We start from the raw sequence: 20,857 nt of genomic DNA, 5'->3' as shown, positions 1-20,857 counted from the left end.
TAAAAAGGTTGTGAAACAAAAGTAAAAATTCACTTTCGTTTCACAACCTAAATAGCAATACATGACAAAAGAAGAAATAACCACCAAAAAAATTAATTGCCATTTTGACTTCTTTTTAACACGATCATACGTTATAAAATTGCCAAAATAATGAAGTTTAAAACAAACAGAGCATTTACTACCCAAAGAATTGGAGAAATTTCTTTAATTTTTCCTTTTGCAACTTTAACTACTGCATAAAAGATAAATCCTACTGCAATCCCGTAAGAAATACTGTAACATAGCCCCATAAAGATCGATGCAAAAAATGCTGGAATTGCTTCTTCTAAATTTGTCCATTCAATATCTTTGAATGACGCAAGCATCATGACCCCAACTAAAATCAATGCAGGAGCAGTTGCTTGTGCTGGAACAATCGCAATCAGTGGAGAAAATAAGCTACTTAATGCGAATAAAACAGCAACCACTACTGACGTCAATCCTGTTCGGCCCCCAGCACCAATTCCTGCAGCACTTTCCACATAAGTCGTAGTATTAGATGTTCCAAACACGGCACCGATCGAAGTTGCAATCGCATCCGCAAACAAGGCTTTGTCCATTTTTGTTGAAAAACCTTTACTGTCTTCCAGCGCAAGCTCATCTTCTTTAGAGAATATCCCTGTCCGACGTCCTGTTCCGATAAACGTACCAATCGTATCAAATGTATCAGATAAGCTAAAAGCAATAACCGTCATCAGTACTTGAGGAATTTTTGATGCATCACTAAATAACGACTGCATACCATCTGCGCCAAATGCCGCACCAAAAGTTGTTCCTAATTCACTAATAGAATGCCCCAAAGAATTCTCTTGCCAGTTTATACTTGACGGATCAACGACACCAAATGGGATCGCAACAATCGTCGTAGCTACAATACCAATCAAAATAGCACCACGAACATTTAAAACTACTAAAACTGTAGTTAAAACCAAGCCAATAACTGCTAATATAATTTCAGGATTATTAAAGTTTCCTAATGCTGGAACGATACTGTTTCCATTAACGATGCCTTTATCAGGTTCTGCTTGAATAGTAAAATCTAATAATTTTGCATTCTTAAGTCCTACATAAGCAACAAAGATACCGATACCACCGCCAATTGCGTGTTGCATGCTCTCTGGAATCGCCTTGATGATCAATTTACGAATTTTCGTTACCGTAATCAAAACATTGATCAACCCGCAGATAAACACCATTGCTAAGGCCTGCTGCCATGTATAGCCTAAACCGAAAACAACTGTAAACGTGAAAAAGGCATTTAAACCCATACCTGGCGCTTGAGCATAAGGAACATTTGCAAATAGTCCCATGATCAAGGTTCCAATGATTGATGCGATAATTGTTGCTAAAAATACTGCCTGAAACGGCATTCCTGTTTGAGATAAAATCGACGGATTTACGAATAAAATGTAGCTCATTGCAAAAAATGTCGTTATCCCTGCAACCATTTCCGTTGAGATAGTCGTTTTGTTTTCCTTTAATTTGAAAAACTTTTCCATGAAATTGTCTCTCTCCTTTTTTACTCTAAGTTTATCAGAATGATTCGTTTCGCTCGTTTAAGTAACTATTTTAGACAGCCAACGATTTCTACAGAACAAGTGCATGTTCCTTTTTTCTGATGAATACTTTTAAAGTATAAGGTAGAGCAAAGTCTATTTCAATAAATTATTAACTTTATAATCAATTTAAGTCGTTAATGTTCGTTTTTTTCAGATTATTTATTATCTTCTGTTTTTGAAAACTCAGCAAAGTGTTTTTCTGTCATGGAATCGATTTCATTTAAATGTTGATAAATGGATTCAATCAAGTGTTGTGAAATTCTAGACAACTCTTCGCAATCTTTCAATTTTAGTTCTCCTGCTTTTTGTTGATTGATCAACTGGTGTTTCGTTTTGAAAACATAGGGATTATCACTAAAAATCATACTTAACTCCAACGCTTTGTAGATACCATGAAGTTCTTTGAAAATATCTAAAAGAATAAATTTCAGGTAAATGGAGTAAAATTCAGTTATTTCGTTTGTAATATACTCCCCAACTTCTGTGGAAAGTTCTAGGGCTGTCAACTCTTTTTCTTCAAGTTGATCCTCATTGATCATATATTTCTTTGAGGAAATCAGCAAATGTTCTTTAAGTAAATTTTTTTGCCACAAATCAACAGTTAAAATTTGTTTTCTTTTTTGATACAATAACTCAAAATTCGATTCTACATTAGAGGTAGTTCCCATAAAATTTTCCAACAAGCCTTGTTTGATCGACCATATCAATTGCTCCTGCGCTTCTTTTGCAATAGAAAAATAATCGGAATCTTCTCGAAGTTCTTCACGCAGTCTGTCCCGTCTGCTTAAAAAGCGTTCCAACAAGAAAACTGTCGCATAAACCTCAACCGGAACAAAGGAAAGGCCATATAGTAGGTTGATTGTTACATTTCTGGATGTTTCTCCTAAAATAAAAAGAAAAAAGTTTGAAACAACAAATAAAAGAACTAGAGAAACCATCAAAATAACGTGGTACTTATCTTTTTTCATACATTAACCTCCCTTATTTTATAGCTGATTTGCTTTTTTTCAATTCATAACATTAAGTATAGTATAACATGGAGAATGAGTCCGAGACAAAACGAAAGATTCGTTTTATTTATAACTCTAAATCTGGATAAATGACAAAAAATATAGTGCCATTCTTTGTTTTTTCAACTAAATACTTTCATCCAATTCCTTGATTTTATCTAATTATTGCCAAAGAAGCTCGACAGTTATTATGTGAAATCCATAACTGTCGAGCTTCTTTTTTATAAAACTTTACGTTTTAATAGAACAATAAAACTGGTACTGATCGTTATTGCTCCAAATAAAAGAGAAAGAGAAGATTGACTTTCACCTGTTTTAGGTAAATTCTTTTTAGCTCCTTTTTCTGAAAGCTCTTTTGTATTTGATGACTCAATGATTGCTTCTTTCTTCGGTAAAATCTCTATTGGAAACCTAACGTTATTTTTCTCTTCATCTAACACTATAGCCGTCAACTTCTTTTTCCCTTTTATGTTTAATGACGTAACGTTGATTTTAATACGACCTTCTGAATCAGCATGTCCAATCAAATTCGCTTTTGGTGGTTCTGTTGTTCTTACGCTCATCTGAGGAATTTCTCCATCATAAAGTAAAATTGTCGCATTTGCTAGCGTAACCCCTCTTAAAAGTTCATCGTCTTCATATAAGGGATCGAAAATCGTTGCTTTTTTGATTTTCTCTTCAGCTTCTCTTGTATCAGGCACTTCTGGTTTTTCTGGTTCTGTTGGTTCTAGAGGCTTTGTTGGCGCTACTTGTTTTTTACGGTTTTCAACGGTTGCACCAATCGTCTCACCAGCTGCTTCTTTGCTTTCGATATATTCAATGAACGTCTCTGTATCAGGCTTGATCGCATTAACGAAACTAGCATTCGTAAATCCAGAGAAACCATCTCCCCCACCAAATAAAAAGTCGTTGACCACAACTAGATAGGTTTTATCTGCTTGAATAGGTGTCCCCTCTTTTGTCTGCATATCTTGGACTTTGAACGGTTGATTTTTATCTTCAGTCGCAACATAGGTATACGACAAACCAGAAATTTGTAAGAAGTAACGTTCTTCTTCATCATACTGCTCGTTTAATACTTGTTCTACTTGTGCACCTGTCATTTCGACTACTTGCATAATATTTCCAAAAGGTTGTACTGCTTGAGCTGCTCCCCAGGTAATAGCACGATTTTCTCCAACAGCCAAATCCGCACGAATCCCACCATTATTCGTCATAGCAAAGTCTGCTTCAATACCTTGCGCTTTTGCCATCGCAATTTGACCATCTGTGATCAAATTACCTAGTGGTGATTCTTTTGACTCGTTCACTTCACGAGTGATCGCGCCAGCTTCTTTCGCTGTTCCGATTTTTTTATTCGTAACTTTGGCGACACGTTCTTCAGCATCTTTCACCGTTGCTTCGACCTTTTCATCAATCTCAGGTGTATCTTTTGCTGCTGGGTCGACTGGCAGGACACTTGCTTTAGGCGTATCAACAAAATCATTGGTCTTTGGATCCAGAGTTCCTTGTACATCAATATAACCTTTTCCTTGTGAAGTTGACTGGACCACTCTTGTTTTGTTGACAACCCCATTCGTATATTGATGGTTATGCGCTGCGAAAAATACATCTACACTATTATCAGGATAAATTTCATCAACTTTCGTCATAATTTCAGCTGCTTCGCCATTTACTTTATTCGCTTTACTCGTAGCGGGAATATGAGCCAACACGACAATTGCATTCACACCTTGATTTTTAAGTTGGCTAGAATAGTAGGCTATCGTTTCAGCTTCATCTAAAAAGTCATATGCTTCATAATGTTCTTTTAAAACTAAATTTGGGATCTCAGTTGTCACAACGCCGATAAATCCAACTTTCACCTTATTATTGACTGTTCCTACTTCTTTGATTGTATAGGGTTTCCAACCAAAAGGAATTTCTTCTGTTCCTTTTTTTACGACGTTTCCGATCACGATCTGAGTTTTCGATGCTTCTCTTGGGTAAGACATCAAGATACCATATGGATCATTTTCTGGTTTTTCACCGAGCATGATTCGATTGAATTCTTGAAGTCCTTCATCAAATTCATGATTCCCTAAAGTCCCTACAGAAAAATCCATTTGATTCAATACTTTGATCGTCGGCTCATCCTGAAGCAACCCTGAACTGGCTGGACTTGCTCCAACCATATCACCAGCTTGTACACGTAATGTTTGAGCACCCGTATTTGCTGCTTTAAATTGTTCTTGTGCACGATTCAAGTAACCTGCAAGAAGTGGAGCTTTTCCAGCATTCGCTACTTTATTGCCTTGATCGTCAAAGAAGGAACCCGTTGTATTCAAAGCACCATGAAAATCATTGATTCCTAAAATTTGAAAAGGAATGTTTTCTGCTTGCGATTGTTGTACAACTGGCAGATTATTCTTATCCGATCCGTTATTTGTTTGTGCCTCACCGATCTTAGTCGTCCCCACGACGCCGCTAGTGATGCCTCCAATAGTAAATAAAATAGTCAACAAAGAACTTTGCCACTTTTTCATATTTGTAACTCCTCTGCAATTATTTCCAAAAACACATAATTAAAGAGTAACAAATTCCTCACACTCTGTCAATGCAGTTTTTCGTTTTTATCTACCAATTCCAAGCCTTTTTCCATAACAATCGCCGCTAGTAAAATCAACTGCATCACCGTAAATAAAAGAATAAATAATACTTTTTCTATTGACCATGTCAAAAATATAATTTGCAGTGTTTCAATCGGTTTCGTAAATAAATAGACACTATGTAAACGATCAAATCGCCCAACAAAAATTGCCAAACTGGACAATATATTTACACACAAAACAAAGATTGCTCCTTGCCATTTCTTTTGCAAAATATTTCTACTAAAACTTTCATTAAGTACCGTAAATACTGTCGCCATTCCTAAAAAACCATACACACAGATCCCAACTGTCAATAGGCTAAATGAGAACCAGGCAGACAACGACTGACTGAATATCTGATCCATTCCTTGATTGATAGGCAAATTTTCTAAGTGAAAAAAATCTGTAAATAAATACGGAGCATTGGGATAAAATAATAACCAAAAAAATCCTACTATAAGAAAAAGCTGGTTTCTTAGTTTTTTAAAATGGAAACTAATTTCCAGCGGAATATACCCCAATAAAACATTCAATGCCATAAAAGAATACATTTCAGAAAAAAATAACATGTACGTACAATAAATCAAAGTTGCTATTCGTATTGACCAACGAGAGATTTGAATCAACTATTTCACCATCCTTTTTTATCTAGTGTATCATAAAGAAAAATTTTTCTAAAATTTTCTTGAAAACTTGTCATTCTGCTAATTTGTGCTAGACTAAGTTTAAGAAAAATCTTTGGGAGGAACGATTTTGAAAAAATTAATTGCAATCGACTTAGATGGTACAACTTTAAATACACAATCACTGATTAGTGAAACAACTGAAAAAGCGTTGAAAAAAGCGATGAAACAGGGTCATTATGTCAGTATTGTCACAGGTCGTCCTTATCGAATGAGTGGTCAGTTTTATCGCCAATTAGGATTAGCTACTCCGATGGTCAATTTTAATGGAGCGCTCGTTCATATGCCTGAGAAACAATGGGCAGATGAAAAAGAAACAGGAATAAAACGAGATTTAGTTTTTGACATTTTAGCCCAAAAGAAAGCATTGAATCTTGATTTTGTTGCAGCAGAGAATAAAGAAACTTTTTATATAGACAGTTTAGATTATTTTGATTCAGCTTTCTTTGCCTCAGAAGTTACTCCAGACAATCTTTTGACTGCTAAAAATTTGATTACAGATCCAACATCGATGATGGTTCGAACTTCTAAAGATCAAGCAGCTCTTGTTTCGGATACTTTGATGAAGCAATATGGTGATTATGTGGATGTTAGAACTTGGGGTGGGCCAACACCTATTTTAGAAATCGTTTCTAAAGGAATTCAAAAAGCCAAAGGTGTGGAACAAGTCGCGAATTATCTAGACATCAAGCGTTCAGATATCATTGCATTTGGTGATGAACATAATGACGAAGAAATGTTGGACTATGTTGGTTGGGGCGTTGCTATGAAAAATGCGACGGATAAAATCAAATCTGTAGCAAACGATATTACTGAAAAAAGCAATGACGAGGATGGTTTGGCTGATTATCTAGAGCGGTATTTAAATTTAAAAGATCAATAAACTTTAAAGACTAGAACAAAGCTTGTGGCTTTTCGTTCTAGTCTTTTTTTGACAAAATCATTAACTCTTGCTAAAATAAGAACATACGTTCGATTTCTTTCAGAAAAGGAGAGTTATGATGGATTTATCCAGAAAAATAGAAATTCTTGCCGAATCAGCAAAATATGACGTGTCGTGCTCCAGCAGCGGTGTGACTGACAACACTCGCAAAGGAACCGTAGGAAACACCTCCACAGCTGGAATTTGCCATTCTTTCACAAGTGATGGGCGATGTGTTTCGCTTTTAAAATTGTTATTTACAAATGCTTGTATATTCGATTGCCATTATTGTATCAACAGAAAATCAAATTCGATTCCTCGAGCGACATTCACCCCGCAAGAAGTTGCTGATTTGACGATGGATTTTTATATGCGAAATTATATAGAAGGTCTTTTTCTAAGTTCGGCCATTATCAAAAATGTTGACTATACTAGTGAATTATTGATCAAAACATTAAAGATTTTACGTTATGAAAAAGGGTTCAAAGGCTATATTCACGTTAAAGCAATTCCCGGAGCAGACGCGAAATTGATCGAGGAATTAGGTTTTTTAGCTGATCGAATGAGTGTCAATGTCGAGTTACCTTCACGAGAAAGCCTTAATCTATTAGCTCCTGACAAAGATCCATTTGCTTTATATCGACCTATGAAGCAAATCACACATAAGAAAAAAGAACTCTCTCAAGTTCCTGCGACACAAAAAACCACTTCCTTTGTCCCAGCTGGTCAATCCACACAAATGATCATCGGCGCGTCTCCTGAAAGCGATCATTCTATAATCAAAATTGCTGAAAACCTTTATCAAAAGTATGAATTAAAAAGAGTCTATTACTCTGCGTACATCCCTGTAAATAAAGATTCTCTATTACCAGCAATCACGACTGATCCGCCTTTATTAAGAGAGCATCGCTTATATCAAGCAGATTGGTTACTACGATTTTATCGTTTTTCTGCTGACGAAATTTTGTCTGAAGACAAGCCTAATTTTAATTTATATTTAGATCCTAAAGCTAATTGGGCTGTTCAAAATTATGACCAGTTCCCAATCGATGTCCAAACTGCTACTTATGAGCAATTGTTACGTATTCCTGGGATCGGCCCTAAAAGTGCACTTACTATTTTAAAAGCACGTAAATACTATAAATTACATTTATCTGATTTGAAAAAACTTGGTGTCGTTATTAAGCGCGCCCAATATTTTGTTAGCTGTAATGGTATCCGACAGTTTGGATTGATACATGATCCTGAATGGGTCATTTCCTCTCTAATTTCATCACGTCAATATGAAACCTTAAAAAAAGCAAACAGCCAATCACAACAAGAACAGCTGTCTTTATTTGATGTAGAACGTTTTGAAACAACCAAACGAAAGGAATCCGGTCATGCATATTGAAAAGACAAACGAAATTTGGGAATATGACGGTAGTTTCTATGGCTTTTTAACAATTGTCTATCACGCATTCTCTAAAAAAAAATTCCCGGAAATCATCTTAACGCCAACTACCGCTCTAGAAAGCCTATTTCAACCTTATTATATTGATACAGATGAAACACTGGCAATAAGAATCTATGAACGGTTGACCAAACGAGTGAGAAAAGAAAATAGTCAGTTTATTATAGATAGCTTCTATTGCTCGCTTAAAGAAAAGGAACGATATTTGTTAGATGCGATTCAAATTTCATTGGAGTCAGGTGATTTGCTAACAAATCACCTTGGACATTCTTCCATTTTAGCTTTGCAAAAATCCGTAAAAGCTTTGTATAGTGAAGTTCACTCTTTTACAGGATTTATTCGCTTTGAATATGTTGGAAAATTACTTTACAGCTCTATTAAACCAAAACATTTTTCGTTACCTTATCTATGTCCTCATTTTGCAAAAAGATATCCGCAAGAGCTGATCATAATCTATGATGAGACACATCGATTGCTTGGCATTATAGAACAGGGACACACTCGTTTCATTGAAAATAGTGACCTACCAACCTTTAATACTAAAGAAACAGAGCAAAAAGTCCAAGACAATTGGCGAACTTTCCTTCAAGCTGTTACTTTTCAAGAACGAAAAAATGAACGTGCACAACTTTCTCATTTACCTAAACGATACCGTAGTCATATGATCGATTTTGACTAAATTTATGCGTTTAAAAAAAAGATACATACAACCTTTCACAAGAATTGTACATATCAATTTAAATTTAATCCACTCTAAGGTGGATTTTTTTCACGATCAATTTGTCTGATAAATGTGATTGGTTACTTTGTTCTCCGATCACTTCAGCAAAAATATTGGTTCGATCTTCTTTTTTTTGTAAATGATATTCGATCTTGCCAGTTTCATTTAACTCGTTCATCATTTCACTGTAATCATCTAGTTCAATTTTTCTAGTAATAAAGCCGAATGAAACTAGTTGATCATCTAAATTTTTAGTAGATATTAAAGAACCGAAAGCAATTTTCTGGCGAATCTCCTGGTTTAATTGTGTCATCCTTACATCTTGACTTTGCTTCATCGTTTTTTTCTTGATCAACGCTTCATATTGCTCTGCGGTCAACATAACACCGGCAACTTTTTTTCTATTGTAAATATAAACACCTGTATTCATTTTTTGAGCTGTTTCAAATATTGTCATAGGTGATTTTTTTACATCTGACACTGAAAATGATATGTCTTGTTTTTCATTATTTCTCATTAGTCAACTTCCCTTCCAACTGATTATATCATACAGTTTTTTGGTGTGAAGGGCTATTTGATCATTTGAATCTTGTTAATAAAAAAAGAGGAAATCATCTGTCGATAATTTCACTCTTTAAAAGTTCATCTCTTTTGTTATCCGCGATAGCGTTCTACTCCATCTAAATACGTTGCTTCTAATTCCATAGTTGGTTTCAATACGATAAAGTCAGCATCTCTACCTTTAGCAATCATACCGCATTTATCGTCAATTTTACAACTAACTGCCGGGACTAATGTCGCCATCATAATGGCCTGTTCTGGTGTAGCAATTTCCCAGTCAACAACGTTTTTGATTGCTTCTTTTAATTTCAAGATACTACCTGCTAAATTTCCAGACTCTAAACGTGCTGTTCCTTCTTTAACAACAACTGGAAATTCGCCCAAATTATAATTACCATCTGGCATACCACCTGCCATCATACAGTCAGTAATCAATGCCACATGATCATGTCCTGCTTTTTCCATTAAAATATCTGCTGCATTCGGATGCACATGGTGTCCATCACAGATCAATTCAGAAAAGACATGATTCAATGACATCAATGCGCCGACCATTCCAGGTTCACGATGATTTAAGCCACGCATGCCGTTATAGGCATGTACAAAGACGCTAGCACCAGATTCAACTGCATCTGTTGCTTGTTCTAATGTAGCATCACTGTGACCTAAAGCCACGACAACACCTTCATCCGTTACAGCTTTTACAAATTCTTTGACACCTTTACGTTCTGGTGCTAATGCTATTTTTTTGATCAACCCACCAGAAGCTTCTTGCCATTCGTTAAATGTTGCTAAATCCGGATCACTAAAATAACTTGGATTTTGAGCTCCTTTATGTTCCTCCGTAAAGAATGGTCCTTCAAAATAAATTCCTTGGACTTTTGCGCCAGGAACTTCTTGGTATACTTCACCAATTGTTTTAGCAACATCTTTTAAACGTTCTTTACTTGATGTTAATGTTGTTGGTAAAAATGATGTAACACCACAAGATAACAAGCCTTCTGACATTACTTTTAAGCCTTCCGCATTGCTATCCATCACATCATGATTCATATAGCCATGAATGTGTGTATCCACTAATCCAGGTGCAATCCATTTTCCTTCTTCTTTGATTACTTTTGCATCACTAACAGGTACTTCCTTATAAAATTCTCCAAACAGACCATCTGTGATTTCTAAATATCCAGGTCCTTTTACATCGCTTTTTAAAAAGAACTTTTCAGCAAAGATAAACGTTCTCATCTTCATCCTTCTTTCTATAATTTTCTACTTTAAACGTACTCTTAAAATCAGTTAAAGTCAAGAATGGTGTAGACCTTTTCTAAAAAAATTTACTTAACTTTCGTTAGATTTTAATTGTTTCAATTCGACATATTTGTTCAGATAAAACTTGATATTCATCTGCTTTATCTTGAATCCCTTTTACAACCATCAATTGACTTTTCAACTGAAATAATTCGCTTAAATAATAGTAACTATTTCTATGTCGTGACCACACAATGCCTTGATCGATGTATATTTGCGCTTCTTCCAGACGATTTTGATCCGTTAAAAATTTAGAATAATTATAAAATATCTTTGTCAGTTCTGCTGTTACCCGCTCATTTGGTAATTTATGAAAATAATGAATACTCAACTTTAAATATTTTTCAGCCTCTTTAAATTTTCCAATACGGCTGTAAGTACTCCCAATACAGCTGATCACTTGAATTTCAAAATCAGACAAATTGACTTTATTTGCTTGGTAAGTAAAGGACAAGCCTTTTTTCAAATCAAGTATCGCCTGTTCATAATCATTACAAAGATAAAATTTACAACTACCTAAATAATAATAATACCGCTGCCAATCCGTATCCAAATGGAGCCGTTCTTCGATTTGGGTATCTCTCATATAATCCATTATTTTTTCATACTTTTTATGTCGAAAATAATCGGCTATTTTTTCAAACATTTGAGTAATCAAACGAACTTCATCTGATTTAAACTGCATGATTTGATCCATAGTCACACCTAAGCGTTGGCAAATTTGCTGCATCACCACAACATTGGGTAATTCTTCATTATTTTCAATCCTGCTTAGCACACTTTGTGAACAAATATCTTCTGATAACATTTTTTGTGTTAATTTTCTATTTTTACGAATTTCTTTAATGACCTCTCCAAATGAATCCACGCGCTCACTCCTAAGCAATTTCAATTATCTATTTTGATTTCAAAAAAATTTTATTAGACTAAATGAACCAAAATATGCGAATTCGCATTATGCATTTATTGTACTTTATTGCATAATATACTGCAAGAACATTACCTAACGCTAAACTGCTACGATTTAAAATAATTTTGCTTTGCAAATAAGGGGTGTTACTCATGACACAAGAGAAACAAATTAGTTTTAGTTGGGATAAAAGTAGTTATAATGGCTATGTAGAAAAAGAATATGAAAATGCTTATTTGGTTGTTGTTTCGGATCCAAGTCCGGATATGGAAGAAAAGTATACAAATCGCATGGTAATTAGTAAAAAAGATTGTCAAGCTACAGATTAACTACTATTTTTTAATCTCTTTGTAAGACAAGTTCTTAAAATGAGAGTGACTCAAAACTTTTTCAGTTTTGAGTCACTCTTTTTGGTTTCATGATAACGTAGTTATTTTTGCTTATAGGTGTTTAAAAACTCACGCATTTTTTCAGTCGTAAATTTTAAGTCTTCCATCTTCGGTAGGTATACAATTCTAAAATGGTCTGGCTGAGTCCAGTTGAAGCCTCCACCATGTACAAGTAAGATATGATGTTCATGTAGAAAGTCCAGTACAAATTTCTCATCATCATAAATATTAAAACGAGCGGTATCGATTTTAGGAAATATATAGAAAGCAGCTTTCGGTTTTACAGCAGAAAGTCCTGGAATATCATTGATTGCGTTGTAAATGTATTCTCGTTGTTCATAGATTCTCCCACCTGGCAATAACAAGTCATCTACACTTTGATAACCACCTAAAGCCGTTTGAATAATTTGCTGAGACAATACATTTGAGCACAAACGCATTGACGCCAACATATTTAAGCCTTCTATATAACCTTTAACATGTTTTTTATTTCCACTAAGAACCATCCAGCCACAACGGAAACCAGCTACTCTATGTGATTTAGAGAGTCCATTTAAAGTGACGACAAACAAATCAGGGGCTAGTGTTGCAATCGGAATATGTGTTAATCCATCCATAACTAAGCGATCATAGATTTCATCTGAAAAAATAATCAAATCATTTTGCCTTGCGATTTCAACGATCTGTTCAAGGATTTCTTTAGGATACAATGCACCCGTTGGATTATTAGGATTGATCAAAACGATTGCTTTTGTATTCGTTGTGACTTTGGATTTAATGTCCTCGATATCAGGATACCATTCCGCTTGTTCATCACAAATATAGTGAACAGGATTACCGCCAGCTAAAGAAACTGAAGCTGTCCACAAAGGATAATCCGGCATTGGTACTAAAACCTCATCTCCGTTATTCAAAAGTCCTTGCATGCACATTGAAATAAGCTCACTAACACCATTACCTGTATAAATATCATTGATCGTTACATTGGGAAATCCTTTGACTTGGCAATATTGTTCAATTGCTTTTCGTGCTGAAAAGATTCCTTTTGAATCAGAATAACCTTCAGAATTACGAACATTCATGATCATATCACGTACAACTTCATTTGGTGCATCAAAACCAAACGGGGCGGGATTACCAGTATTAAGTTTTAAAATACGAATGCCTTCTTCATGCATTCTGTCTGCTTCTTCTAAAACTGGACCACGAACATCATAACTTACACCATCAAGTTTGTTAGATTTTTCAAAATTTCTCATACTGTATCCCTCATTTTCAAAATTTATATCTTTAAAGTTACGCCACCTAGAAAAAAAAAGCAATGGAAAATTGAAAATTTTCTAAAAAAATATTCTTCTTGATTTCACTCGATCTGCTTTCTACTTAACTATTTAAGTTACGATAATGATATTTTTAGTAATTATTATGGATAGGAGATTTACTTTTCTTTGGAGTTGTTTTTTTCTCTATAAACAAATTTATTCTAACAGCTGAATAAAAAAACGAGCAACGTTCTTTATAGTAAAGAAAAATTGCTCGTTTTTTTATTTATGTTTGTAAACTCTTGCTTCATAAGGAGCAAAAATTGTATGTTGGTGAATCACTTGATCATTTAGATTCGATAATTCTAGATCCCACTCTTCAATCTGAACATTTTCTGGTAAATCAGCTGAAGCAAAATCTTTAGACAAATTGATAATAATCACAAATCGTTCTTCCCCTAAGCGACGCCCATAAACAAATAATTGAGGATGATCAGCTAAATAAAGTTTATAACTACCGTAAATCAATGCATCATTTCGATTTCTCAAATGAATGACCTGTTTATAAAAATTTAAGACAGAATCTGGTTCAGATAACTCATCTAGTACATTGATTTTTTGTTTATTTGGATTGATCACCATCCAAGGTTTTCTTTTTGAAAAACCAGCATATTCTTCTGCTGTCCATTGCATTGGCGTTCGTGCATTGTCACGCGCTGTTCTACGTATTACATTCATCGCTTTTGTAGGAGCCACTCCTGAATGGATCATTTCATAGTAAAAATTTTTAGTATCCACTGCATCGATGTCATCGATTGAAGCAAATGGCATGTTGGTCATACCGATTTCTTGACCTTGATAAATAAAAGGAGTTCCTTGTAACAAGAGAAATGTCAATGCCAAAGCTTTTGCAGAAGCTTGCCAAAACACGGTTTCTTCACTACCAAAGCTTGAGACTGAACGAGGAATATCATGGTTTTCCATATATAAGGCGTTCCAACCTCTTCCATCTGCTAAAGCATTTTGCCACTTAGTGAGCATTTTTTTGAAATGAATAACATCTAAAATTTCATGCTCTTCTTTATTCCAAAGAGATATATGATCAAATTCAAACAACATATTGAAATAGCCTGTTGTTTCGCCAACCCATTGGTGTGCTTGATCAGCACTAACCCCATTTGCTTCTCCTACGGTTAAAATATCTCGCTTTTTAAAAATTTCTCTTAACTCTTCTAGATGAGTTTCAATTCCAGGAACATTTTTAAATGACTCAAACGGATCATTTGTCGAAGAGGTTTCTAGTGGTGCTTTTTTTATATGAGAAATTGCATCTACACGAAATCCATCGATTCCTTTATCTAACCACCAATCCACCATTGAAAACAACTCTCTTTTGACTCGCGGATTTTCCCAATTCAAGTCTGGTTGTTCTTTAGCGAAAACATGAAGGTAATACTGATTCGTTGTTTCATCATATTCCCAGGCTGATCCACCAAAAATTGAAACCCAATCATTCGGCGGCCCATTGATTGTTCCATCTGCCCAAATATAGTAATCACGATAATCGTCCTTTAAAGAAGATCTTGATTCTATAAACCACGGATGTTGATTCGATGTATGATTGATGACCAAATCCATGATTACTCTAATGCCAAGATTATGTGCTTCCTCTAATAACAAGTCAAATTCTTCCATTGTGCCAAATGTCTTGAGAATTTGTTGATAATCACTAATATCATAGCCGTTATCAACATTGGGCGATTCATAAATCGGCGTAATCCAGATAAAGCCAATTCCTAAATCCTTAAGATAGTCCAGTTTCGATCGGATACCGTTTAAATCACCAATACCGTCGTTGTTTGTATCCATAAAACTAGCTGGATAAATCTGATAACCAACTGCTTCTTTCCACCACGTTCGCTTGATCGTCATCTATATCCCTCCTAAGTGATGTTTCTTTTCATTATATAAGATATGGTGAAAAAGTGTGTCTAAAATGCATAGTGTTTCATGAATTTTAATTTAATGTAAAAATTTATAGAAAATAGAATTTAGGTTTGCTATAGTTAAAGTGTTTGAATAATAAAAATTTGAGGTGGACAATGAAAAAATTAGTTAGAGTCAGTATGTCTTATATGATTTTTGGATTATTAGCGGGTATTTTTTATCGAGAATTTACAAAATGGAATAATTTTACCGGTGATACCCAACTTAGTGTTTTACACACACACGTGTTGATTTTAGGCATGTTCTTTTTCTTGATTGTTTTACTTTTAGAAAAGAATTTTCAATTAACCAAAGAGAAAAATTATAAAAAATTCTATATCATCTATAATATCGGGCTAGGTGTCACATTGACGATGATGATTGTTCGAGGCATTTTACAAGTCTTAGACTATCCAGAATCGGCGGCCATTTCAGGTATTGCTGGATTGGGGCATATCATTATTACAATAGGATTAGCTTACTTTTTCCAAGTGCTATTCAAAGCTGTTAAAGAGTGATTTTCGTATACGGAAAATCGACTCTTTTGAAAAGGATAACTCTGTATTTTCTGATGTCGGTGAGCTATCACCGGCATCTTTTTTTAATGTAAAAAATAGAAAAGACACCCTGATATCCTTTAGAATTAAGTCGACGAAAACCAATCAAAAGGAGGAAATCAAGATATCTTATACATGTCTTGTCAAAAATACCTTAAGTGGTGCAGATAAAAATTGTGAAATACTACTTTGCAACGAAGAAATAGCTTGACTCGCTTGATTGTTCATTCGAGAAGCTTCATTTCCTTGTTGCTGTATCTCCCCTACATAAAATTTTAATCCCATCCTATTTCTTCTTTTCTTCGATTTGCTCTTTTCTCTGTTGAATGTATAATTCTTCCTCTTTATCAATCAGTTGTTTTCTAGTATTTTTCAGTTCATCTTCTTGTTCTTCTAATTGCCATTGTGCTTTTTTGGCTAAAGAGAAGCTATCTTCTCCTTTATTTTTGAAATATTATTCGATTTATTTTATTTTTCAATATGATTTAAATTTCTTAATCGCGTTATTTTAAATATGATTTGATATAATACCCTAACCCTTTAAAAGACCTTAGAAAGCCTCTCTGGGGTTAATGGGAAACATAAAAAAAGAGGTAGGAAGTTTCTACACTTCCTACTTTAAGTTATTATTATTCAAACAGATAACTTAAACAATTTACTTCTTCTGGTTCATAATTTTCCAATGGAATATTTAAAGGTACTTTTTTTAATTCTTCCCTGTCAACCAAAATTAGCTTTTGTTCAGTTAATACTTCTATTAGTTCTGTATATTTTTTTTCTAACTTCTTATTTTTAAATTCTATTAAATCGATTATATCAAGAGTTATACCTTCTTCAGGTTTTTGATATTGTGCCTTTTCAATTATAAAAAATGGACTTATTGCTGAGATTTGTAAATTGATGAACTCTATATAACCACGCTCCATTACTTCTTTTGTTGCTTCTTGTGAAAAAAATGGTTTTGATAGCTGAATATCTTCCATAAAATAATAAGAAAAACACCGAGTATAATCAAAACCACCTGATGGCTTAAACACTATTCCTTCCATGTTTTTTAGTAAATGTTCATCCCATTCATCGCTGTATACATATTTTCTAAGGACATATCCATAGTCCCCTTCTTTCAAACTTCTATTTACAAAATCAATTGCTCTCTCATTTGAGTTCATTAAATTTCCTCCGTACTTCTTTAGGTATATTAGGATATCCATGGATGTTTCCTTTTCCGTCGATATGGACTACAATTTCAGTTGTTACCCCATCACTACCAACTACTCTACCAGAATCATATTCTTTGACAGTTCCTTCTCTCCCTTTTTGCCAATTCCCTTTTTGCCAAGCCTCCTGCGTATCTAATACACCATTTTCTCCATCAATCCAAGTTGATTTATCTTCTGTTGACTGTTCATTATTTTTAGGACCTTCTTGATGTTTCCCTTGTTTACCAGCATCCACTGGAGGGGCACCTTCGACTTCACCTGTTACTAATCCTTGCTGTGGTAATAAGTCTTTGGGATTAACGGCTTTTACTCGTTTACTTGCTTCAACACTTCTAGCAGAATTTATTGCTTCTACCGCAGATTTACCGACTTTTACTGTTCCGATACCTTTTCGTATTATATCAATACCTTTACCTATTTTACCAATGTTTCCTAATATTCCTCCAAAAGCCGGTGATAATGGCATTTCATTTCTCATTACTTTTACTTCTTCAACTTTATATTGGTCTTTTCCTAGATAATTTTTGCATTTTTCTAGTTGATTATAGAGATTAGGATGAGCATTTGGTGATACAATTTTTCCATCTTTCATTAAATACCAATTTTTTTTAGTTCCTAAGGTACTACAAATAATAGTATAACCATTTAAACTTGCAATTGTTTGTTTCATTTCTCGATTCTTCACTTCTTGTTTCATTTTCTCTCGTTGTTGCCATCGTGCATTAATAGGGCTTGCCCATGTCATATTTAACCGACCAATGTCAAAAGTTCCTGAGGCTGAATTCCATGCTTTGCAATCTTTAACCTGTGCTAAACCATTATTAAATTCTAGCTGACAGGCTTCATATTCTGCAAAAATACTAGCAGAACGGGCATTATACGCATGGAATTTCTCCAACTGTTCTCTCTTCTTGGAAATAACATCACAAGCATTCATGTATCGTCGTTCTAAGTCTGGACGCATAGTTTTAGCCACATGCATTTGTCTTTCTAATTCTCGTTTTAATTGTTCAAACCGCTGAATTTGGCTTTGGATTTGGTCTTCATCGGTATCGATACTGCTGACCATTCCTTGATATTCACTTAACAATCGTTTATGTGCACTCTCAAGAGCCTCTCCAGTTAAAATAGCAGACCGACAGAGTGGTGTATACACAGTACTAAAATAACTTTTTGCTGAATCATAGGCTTTACCAGAAAGCGGTGCAGATAAAAATTGTGAAATACTGCTTTGCAATGAGGAAATTGCTTGATTCGCTTGATTATTCATACGAGAAGCTTCATTTCCTTGTTGCTGTATCTCTCCTACATAAAATTTTAACCCCATCCTACTGCTCCTTTTCTTTCACTTGCTTTTTTCTTTGTTCAATATATAATTCTTCCTCTTTATCAATCAGTTGTCTTCTAGTATTTTTCAGTTCATCTTCTTGTTCTTCCAATTGCCGTTGTGCTTTTTTGGCTAAAGAGAAACTATCTTCTCCTCTGCTTTTAAAGTACTGACGTTCTTCTGGAGGACTTGTTTCTACTATTTCTGAGTAAAGACGTTGTTCCTCTTGTTGTAGAGAGAAAAATTCTTCTTGTTGTTGTTCAACAGAACGAATTTCTTGTCTTATTGAATCTTGTTCATCTTGAACTTGACGGATTTTTGTCTGATAATCTACCTCCATTATTTAAACCAGCTCCCTAATGAATTGGATTGAAATTGTTGAGAAGCTTGTTGGTCTATAGTAGCAAAGTCTTTTGCGACTGAATGAATAGCATCACCTGCTGAAACAATACTTGTAGATAATTGTTTTAATCCTTTTCCGTAATTAATTGTGGAACTTTTTGCTATCTCATTTCCACTAACATTCGTTCTTCCTGCTACACTCGTAGAAGCATTGATACTATTTAAGGCACTAGCAGATTTGCTGAAGGAAGCGGATACACTGCCTGCAACAGTTATACTACTTTTAACACCCATTCTTTAACCCCTCCTTAGTTTTATAAATACAACTTATTATCTTATTTAATATCTAATTATACCAAATTTTCTATTTTTATGTTCTCTTTTTTTATCATTGAACCTACCACTATCTGTTATCTAAAAAATAAAGTTTTAACAAAAACTGCATCACTAGGTGCAACAGAACTTTTATAAAGACATAAAAAAAGAGTGATAAACCTTATCATGTAAAGGTTTATCACTGAACTATGCGGCCAAGAAGACTCGAACTTCCACGGGGTTGCCCCCACCAGCCCCTCAAGCTGGCGCGTCTGACGGCACCGATTGACACACTAGCGTATGTAGCTTCTTTTTCAAAATTCTTTTTTCTGAAAAATATATTAAATGTTGCACTTAAATAGACAATTCTAGTAGACAACACGAACGAAAGTTCGTATAATATCCTAAGGTGATAATAATGAGATACGTAAAAACGGTGCATCTAAAAGAACATATACGACCAGCACAATATTTTTACTCGTTGAATCTTGTACCATTTAGAAAAGTATCTTCCAAAAGATTGAATATTGAGGGAACCATTTATAATCTATGGGCATTTCCTAAGATAAAAAAGCGAGATTACTTACTTGCGTTTCCCCTCGAAAAGATTGATCATTTTATTGTTTTAGAATATACAGATCAACAGCAATATCTAACTTTACCAACCAATAAAGTTTATAAAAGGACTGACTTTAAAATGAAAACAAGACAAGTTGAATATCTATTCGACGATATAAAGCGTGCCGATTCATGAACATCATAGAAGATTATGAAGCTGGACTATTAACCTACCAAGAATTACAAACTTATATATGGGGTTGTGGTCAAAGATTGATTAATGAAGTCGGATTGGAAAAGTTTATTTTTTATTTAAATGCTGAGGAAGGTGAATATTATGCAGAAGAATAGTTATGTAGGTGTAGTTGATAAGATAAGAGTTATAAAATCGTTTCCTGATATGTTACTTCGTTTTACTTTGCATACAGACTTCAAGAACATTAATTGCCTAGTCAGTAAAAAAGAACTTGCTAACCTAATACTGTTTCTTGAGGACGGAAAATTTGAACTCGCTATATTTGGTCACTATAATAGAAGGAAACAATTTATAGTAGAGAAATTTACAGTGCGAAATCCTGATAATTTTGCTCGTAAATTTGTGGTTAAACCCTTATCTAGAATAGCTTAATCCCTACTAACAAAGTGGGGGTTTTTCTTGTTCAATTTGGTAAAAGTATTGATATATTATAACGCATGCGATATAATATATATATAGTTAAGGAGGTAAAAAAATGATAGAAGACATAATAAAATGGCTAACAGCACTCACACTATTAGCCACAGCGATTCTAAACTTCTTAACAGCCTCCAAGCAAACTAAGAAGAAAAAGAAACTCAAAGAGTAAATTGATAGAGAGGGTTAATCCCCTCTTCTATCTCCATTATATCAAAATATAAGGAGGAAAACAAAAATGCTAATATTTTATATTATTGTGGCTATAATAGCAGTTGTGGGGCTCGTCTTAGCTATTAAAAATTATAAGGAGAACTAGATATGAAAAAGGAAAACAGCACGCCAGAATCACAAATTAGAGCGAGTAAAAACTACAGAAAAAGAATCAACTCCGATGAAGAGAAAAAAGCACATAGAAATTACATGACAAGCAAA

At 34.4% G+C, this 20,857-nt stretch carries 22 protein-coding genes; 8 read left to right on the top strand and 14 right to left on the bottom strand.

Annotated elements, in window-relative coordinates; translation table 11 throughout:
• Positions 1 to 131: 131 nt before the first annotated feature.
• The 4 genes from IGI43_RS00110 to IGI43_RS00095 form a co-directional block, all read right to left on the bottom strand.
• Positions 132 to 1,538, bottom strand: a complete 1,407-nt coding sequence (locus tag IGI43_RS00110) for an NCS2 family permease (protein ID WP_438755766.1) — start codon at positions 1,536 to 1,538, stop codon at positions 132 to 134.
• 215 nt (positions 1,539 to 1,753) lie between these two features.
• Entirely contained in the window at positions 1,754 to 2,566 is an 813-nt protein-coding gene (locus IGI43_RS00105) for a hypothetical protein (RefSeq protein WP_438755765.1), read from the bottom strand.
• A gap of 263 nt (positions 2,567 to 2,829) precedes the next feature.
• On the bottom strand, positions 2,830 to 5,133 hold the full coding sequence (locus tag IGI43_RS00100; protein WP_438755764.1) for a 5'-nucleotidase C-terminal domain-containing protein: 2,304 nt from the start codon (positions 5,131 to 5,133) through the stop codon (positions 2,830 to 2,832).
• Between the two features lie 68 nt (positions 5,134 to 5,201).
• The gene (locus tag IGI43_RS00095; RefSeq protein WP_438758786.1) at positions 5,202 to 5,807 is read right to left on the bottom strand and encodes a DUF1361 domain-containing protein; all 606 of its coding nucleotides are present in this window, start codon (positions 5,805 to 5,807) and stop codon (positions 5,202 to 5,204) included.
• 184 nt (positions 5,808 to 5,991) lie between these two features.
• On the opposite strand from IGI43_RS00095, the gene IGI43_RS00090 reads away from it, so the two are divergent.
• The 3 genes from IGI43_RS00090 to IGI43_RS00080 all read left to right on the top strand — a co-directional run bounded on the left by IGI43_RS00090 (position 5,992) and on the right by IGI43_RS00080 (position 8,975).
• Positions 5,992 to 6,804 carry a Cof-type HAD-IIB family hydrolase gene (locus IGI43_RS00090; protein ID WP_438755763.1) on the top strand — a complete coding sequence of 271 codons (813 nt, stop codon included), beginning with the start codon at positions 5,992 to 5,994 and terminating at the stop codon, positions 6,802 to 6,804.
• Positions 6,805 to 6,922: 118 nt separating this feature from the next.
• The gene (locus IGI43_RS00085) at positions 6,923 to 8,236 is read left to right on the top strand and encodes a putative DNA modification/repair radical SAM protein (RefSeq protein WP_438755762.1); all 1,314 of its coding nucleotides are present in this window, start codon (positions 6,923 to 6,925) and stop codon (positions 8,234 to 8,236) included.
• The gene (locus IGI43_RS00080; protein ID WP_438755760.1) at positions 8,226 to 8,975 is read left to right on the top strand and encodes a TIGR03915 family putative DNA repair protein; all 750 of its coding nucleotides are present in this window, start codon (positions 8,226 to 8,228) and stop codon (positions 8,973 to 8,975) included. The genes IGI43_RS00085 and IGI43_RS00080 overlap by 11 nt, the downstream gene beginning before the upstream one ends.
• A 64-nt stretch (positions 8,976 to 9,039) precedes the next feature.
• On the opposite strand, the gene IGI43_RS00075 is transcribed toward IGI43_RS00080, so the two are convergent.
• From IGI43_RS00075 to IGI43_RS00065, 3 genes are all read right to left on the bottom strand, one after another.
• Positions 9,040 to 9,534, bottom strand: coding sequence for a type II toxin-antitoxin system Phd/YefM family antitoxin (locus tag IGI43_RS00075; RefSeq protein ID WP_438755759.1), 495 nt, complete (start codon positions 9,532 to 9,534; stop codon positions 9,040 to 9,042).
• 137 nt (positions 9,535 to 9,671) lie between these two features.
• Positions 9,672 to 10,820, bottom strand: a complete 1,149-nt coding sequence (gene nagA / locus IGI43_RS00070) for an N-acetylglucosamine-6-phosphate deacetylase (protein WP_438755758.1) — start codon at positions 10,818 to 10,820, stop codon at positions 9,672 to 9,674.
• Between the two features lie 103 nt (positions 10,821 to 10,923).
• Positions 10,924 to 11,751, bottom strand: coding sequence for a helix-turn-helix domain-containing protein (locus tag IGI43_RS00065; protein ID WP_438755757.1), 828 nt, complete (start codon positions 11,749 to 11,751; stop codon positions 10,924 to 10,926).
• Positions 11,752 to 11,945: 194 nt separating this feature from the next.
• Here IGI43_RS00065 and IGI43_RS00060 point away from each other — a divergent pair, with 194 nt between their 5' ends.
• Positions 11,946 to 12,122 carry a hypothetical protein gene (locus IGI43_RS00060; protein WP_438755756.1) on the top strand — a complete coding sequence of 59 codons (177 nt, stop codon included), beginning with the start codon at positions 11,946 to 11,948 and terminating at the stop codon, positions 12,120 to 12,122.
• 101 nt (positions 12,123 to 12,223) lie between these two features.
• Here IGI43_RS00060 and IGI43_RS00055 read toward each other — a convergent pair whose 3' ends face one another.
• Together IGI43_RS00055 and IGI43_RS00050 are read right to left on the bottom strand one after the other, a co-directional pair.
• A complete protein-coding gene (locus IGI43_RS00055; RefSeq protein WP_438755755.1) occupies positions 12,224 to 13,441 on the bottom strand; it encodes a pyridoxal phosphate-dependent aminotransferase in 1,218 nt (405 codons plus the stop codon).
• Between the two features lie 285 nt (positions 13,442 to 13,726).
• Positions 13,727 to 15,376 carry a glycoside hydrolase family 13 protein gene (locus IGI43_RS00050; RefSeq protein WP_438755754.1) on the bottom strand — a complete coding sequence of 550 codons (1,650 nt, stop codon included), beginning with the start codon at positions 15,374 to 15,376 and terminating at the stop codon, positions 13,727 to 13,729.
• A 170-nt stretch (positions 15,377 to 15,546) separates the two neighbouring features.
• On the opposite strand from IGI43_RS00050, the gene IGI43_RS00045 reads away from it, so the two are divergent.
• Positions 15,547 to 15,948 carry a DUF2871 domain-containing protein gene (locus IGI43_RS00045; RefSeq protein ID WP_438755753.1) on the top strand — a complete coding sequence of 134 codons (402 nt, stop codon included), beginning with the start codon at positions 15,547 to 15,549 and terminating at the stop codon, positions 15,946 to 15,948.
• Between the two features lie 168 nt (positions 15,949 to 16,116).
• Here IGI43_RS00045 and IGI43_RS00040 read toward each other — a convergent pair whose 3' ends face one another.
• From IGI43_RS00040 to IGI43_RS00020, 5 genes are all read right to left on the bottom strand, one after another.
• Positions 16,117 to 16,272, bottom strand: a complete 156-nt coding sequence (locus IGI43_RS00040; protein WP_438755752.1) for a hypothetical protein — start codon at positions 16,270 to 16,272, stop codon at positions 16,117 to 16,119.
• A gap of 344 nt (positions 16,273 to 16,616) precedes the next feature.
• The gene (locus IGI43_RS00035) at positions 16,617 to 17,156 is read right to left on the bottom strand and encodes a hypothetical protein (protein ID WP_438755751.1); all 540 of its coding nucleotides are present in this window, start codon (positions 17,154 to 17,156) and stop codon (positions 16,617 to 16,619) included.
• Entirely contained in the window at positions 17,143 to 18,534 is a 1,392-nt protein-coding gene (locus IGI43_RS00030; RefSeq protein ID WP_438755750.1) for a T7SS effector LXG polymorphic toxin, read from the bottom strand. Before IGI43_RS00030 ends, IGI43_RS00035 begins: the two co-directional genes overlap by 14 nt.
• Position 18,535: 1 nt before the next feature.
• Positions 18,536 to 18,874 carry a DUF3958 family protein gene (locus IGI43_RS00025; protein WP_438755749.1) on the bottom strand — a complete coding sequence of 113 codons (339 nt, stop codon included), beginning with the start codon at positions 18,872 to 18,874 and terminating at the stop codon, positions 18,536 to 18,538.
• Positions 18,874 to 19,170, bottom strand: a complete 297-nt coding sequence (locus IGI43_RS00020; RefSeq protein WP_438755748.1) for a TIGR04197 family type VII secretion effector — start codon at positions 19,168 to 19,170, stop codon at positions 18,874 to 18,876. Before IGI43_RS00020 ends, IGI43_RS00025 begins: the two co-directional genes overlap by 1 nt.
• A gap of 439 nt (positions 19,171 to 19,609) precedes the next feature.
• On the opposite strand from IGI43_RS00020, the gene IGI43_RS00015 reads away from it, so the two are divergent.
• From IGI43_RS00015 to IGI43_RS00005, 3 genes are read left to right on the top strand one after another with little or no spacing between them, the layout of a single operon-like run.
• Positions 19,610 to 19,945 carry a hypothetical protein gene (locus tag IGI43_RS00015; RefSeq protein ID WP_438755747.1) on the top strand — a complete coding sequence of 112 codons (336 nt, stop codon included), beginning with the start codon at positions 19,610 to 19,612 and terminating at the stop codon, positions 19,943 to 19,945.
• A complete protein-coding gene (locus IGI43_RS00010; protein WP_438755746.1) occupies positions 19,942 to 20,100 on the top strand; it encodes a hypothetical protein in 159 nt (52 codons plus the stop codon). Before IGI43_RS00015 ends, IGI43_RS00010 begins: the two co-directional genes overlap by 4 nt.
• A complete protein-coding gene (locus tag IGI43_RS00005; RefSeq protein ID WP_438755745.1) occupies positions 20,087 to 20,377 on the top strand; it encodes a hypothetical protein in 291 nt (96 codons plus the stop codon). Before IGI43_RS00010 ends, IGI43_RS00005 begins: the two co-directional genes overlap by 14 nt.
• Positions 20,378 to 20,857: the final 480 nt, after the last annotated feature.

It is taken from the genome of Enterococcus sp. AZ126 (assembly GCF_051714545.1).
GTDB lineage: Bacteria > Bacillota > Bacilli > Lactobacillales > Enterococcaceae > Enterococcus_L.
The sequence above is the reverse complement of the archived record's forward strand: the minus strand, read 5'-3'. Positions and strand labels throughout refer to the sequence as shown.

Excerpts from the sequence above, each read along its gene's own strand:
- IGI43_RS00110 (WP_438755766.1), bottom strand. The coding sequence starts at position 1,538 with ATGGAAAAGTTTTTCAAATTAAAGGAAAACAAAACGACTATCTCAACG.
- IGI43_RS00105 (WP_438755765.1), bottom strand. The coding sequence starts at position 2,566 with ATGAAAAAAGATAAGTACCACGTTATTTTGATGGTTTCTCTAGTTCTT.
- IGI43_RS00100 (WP_438755764.1), bottom strand. The coding sequence starts at position 5,133 with ATGAAAAAGTGGCAAAGTTCTTTGTTGACTATTTTATTTACTATTGGA.
- IGI43_RS00095 (WP_438758786.1), bottom strand. The coding sequence starts at position 5,807 with ATGTTATTTTTTTCTGAAATGTATTCTTTTATGGCATTGAATGTTTTA.
- IGI43_RS00085 (WP_438755762.1), top strand. The coding sequence starts at position 6,923 with ATGGATTTATCCAGAAAAATAGAAATTCTTGCCGAATCAGCAAAATAT.
- IGI43_RS00080 (WP_438755760.1), top strand. The coding sequence starts at position 8,226 with ATGCATATTGAAAAGACAAACGAAATTTGGGAATATGACGGTAGTTTC.
- IGI43_RS00075 (WP_438755759.1), bottom strand. The coding sequence starts at position 9,534 with ATGAGAAATAATGAAAAACAAGACATATCATTTTCAGTGTCAGATGTA.
- nagA (WP_438755758.1), bottom strand. The coding sequence starts at position 10,820 with ATGAGAACGTTTATCTTTGCTGAAAAGTTCTTTTTAAAAAGCGATGTA.
- IGI43_RS00060 (WP_438755756.1), top strand. The coding sequence starts at position 11,946 with ATGACACAAGAGAAACAAATTAGTTTTAGTTGGGATAAAAGTAGTTAT.
- IGI43_RS00055 (WP_438755755.1), bottom strand. The coding sequence starts at position 13,441 with ATGAGAAATTTTGAAAAATCTAACAAACTTGATGGTGTAAGTTATGAT.
- IGI43_RS00050 (WP_438755754.1), bottom strand. The coding sequence starts at position 15,376 with ATGACGATCAAGCGAACGTGGTGGAAAGAAGCAGTTGGTTATCAGATT.
- IGI43_RS00045 (WP_438755753.1), top strand. The coding sequence starts at position 15,547 with ATGAAAAAATTAGTTAGAGTCAGTATGTCTTATATGATTTTTGGATTA.
- IGI43_RS00040 (WP_438755752.1), bottom strand. The coding sequence starts at position 16,272 with ATGGGATTAAAATTTTATGTAGGGGAGATACAGCAACAAGGAAATGAA.
- IGI43_RS00035 (WP_438755751.1), bottom strand. The coding sequence starts at position 17,156 with ATGAACTCAAATGAGAGAGCAATTGATTTTGTAAATAGAAGTTTGAAA.
- IGI43_RS00030 (WP_438755750.1), bottom strand. The coding sequence starts at position 18,534 with ATGGGGTTAAAATTTTATGTAGGAGAGATACAGCAACAAGGAAATGAA.
- IGI43_RS00025 (WP_438755749.1), bottom strand. The coding sequence starts at position 18,874 with ATGGAGGTAGATTATCAGACAAAAATCCGTCAAGTTCAAGATGAACAA.
- IGI43_RS00020 (WP_438755748.1), bottom strand. The coding sequence starts at position 19,170 with ATGGGTGTTAAAAGTAGTATAACTGTTGCAGGCAGTGTATCCGCTTCC.
- IGI43_RS00015 (WP_438755747.1), top strand. The coding sequence starts at position 19,610 with ATGAGATACGTAAAAACGGTGCATCTAAAAGAACATATACGACCAGCA.
- IGI43_RS00010 (WP_438755746.1), top strand. The coding sequence starts at position 19,942 with ATGAACATCATAGAAGATTATGAAGCTGGACTATTAACCTACCAAGAA.
- IGI43_RS00005 (WP_438755745.1), top strand. The coding sequence starts at position 20,087 with ATGCAGAAGAATAGTTATGTAGGTGTAGTTGATAAGATAAGAGTTATA.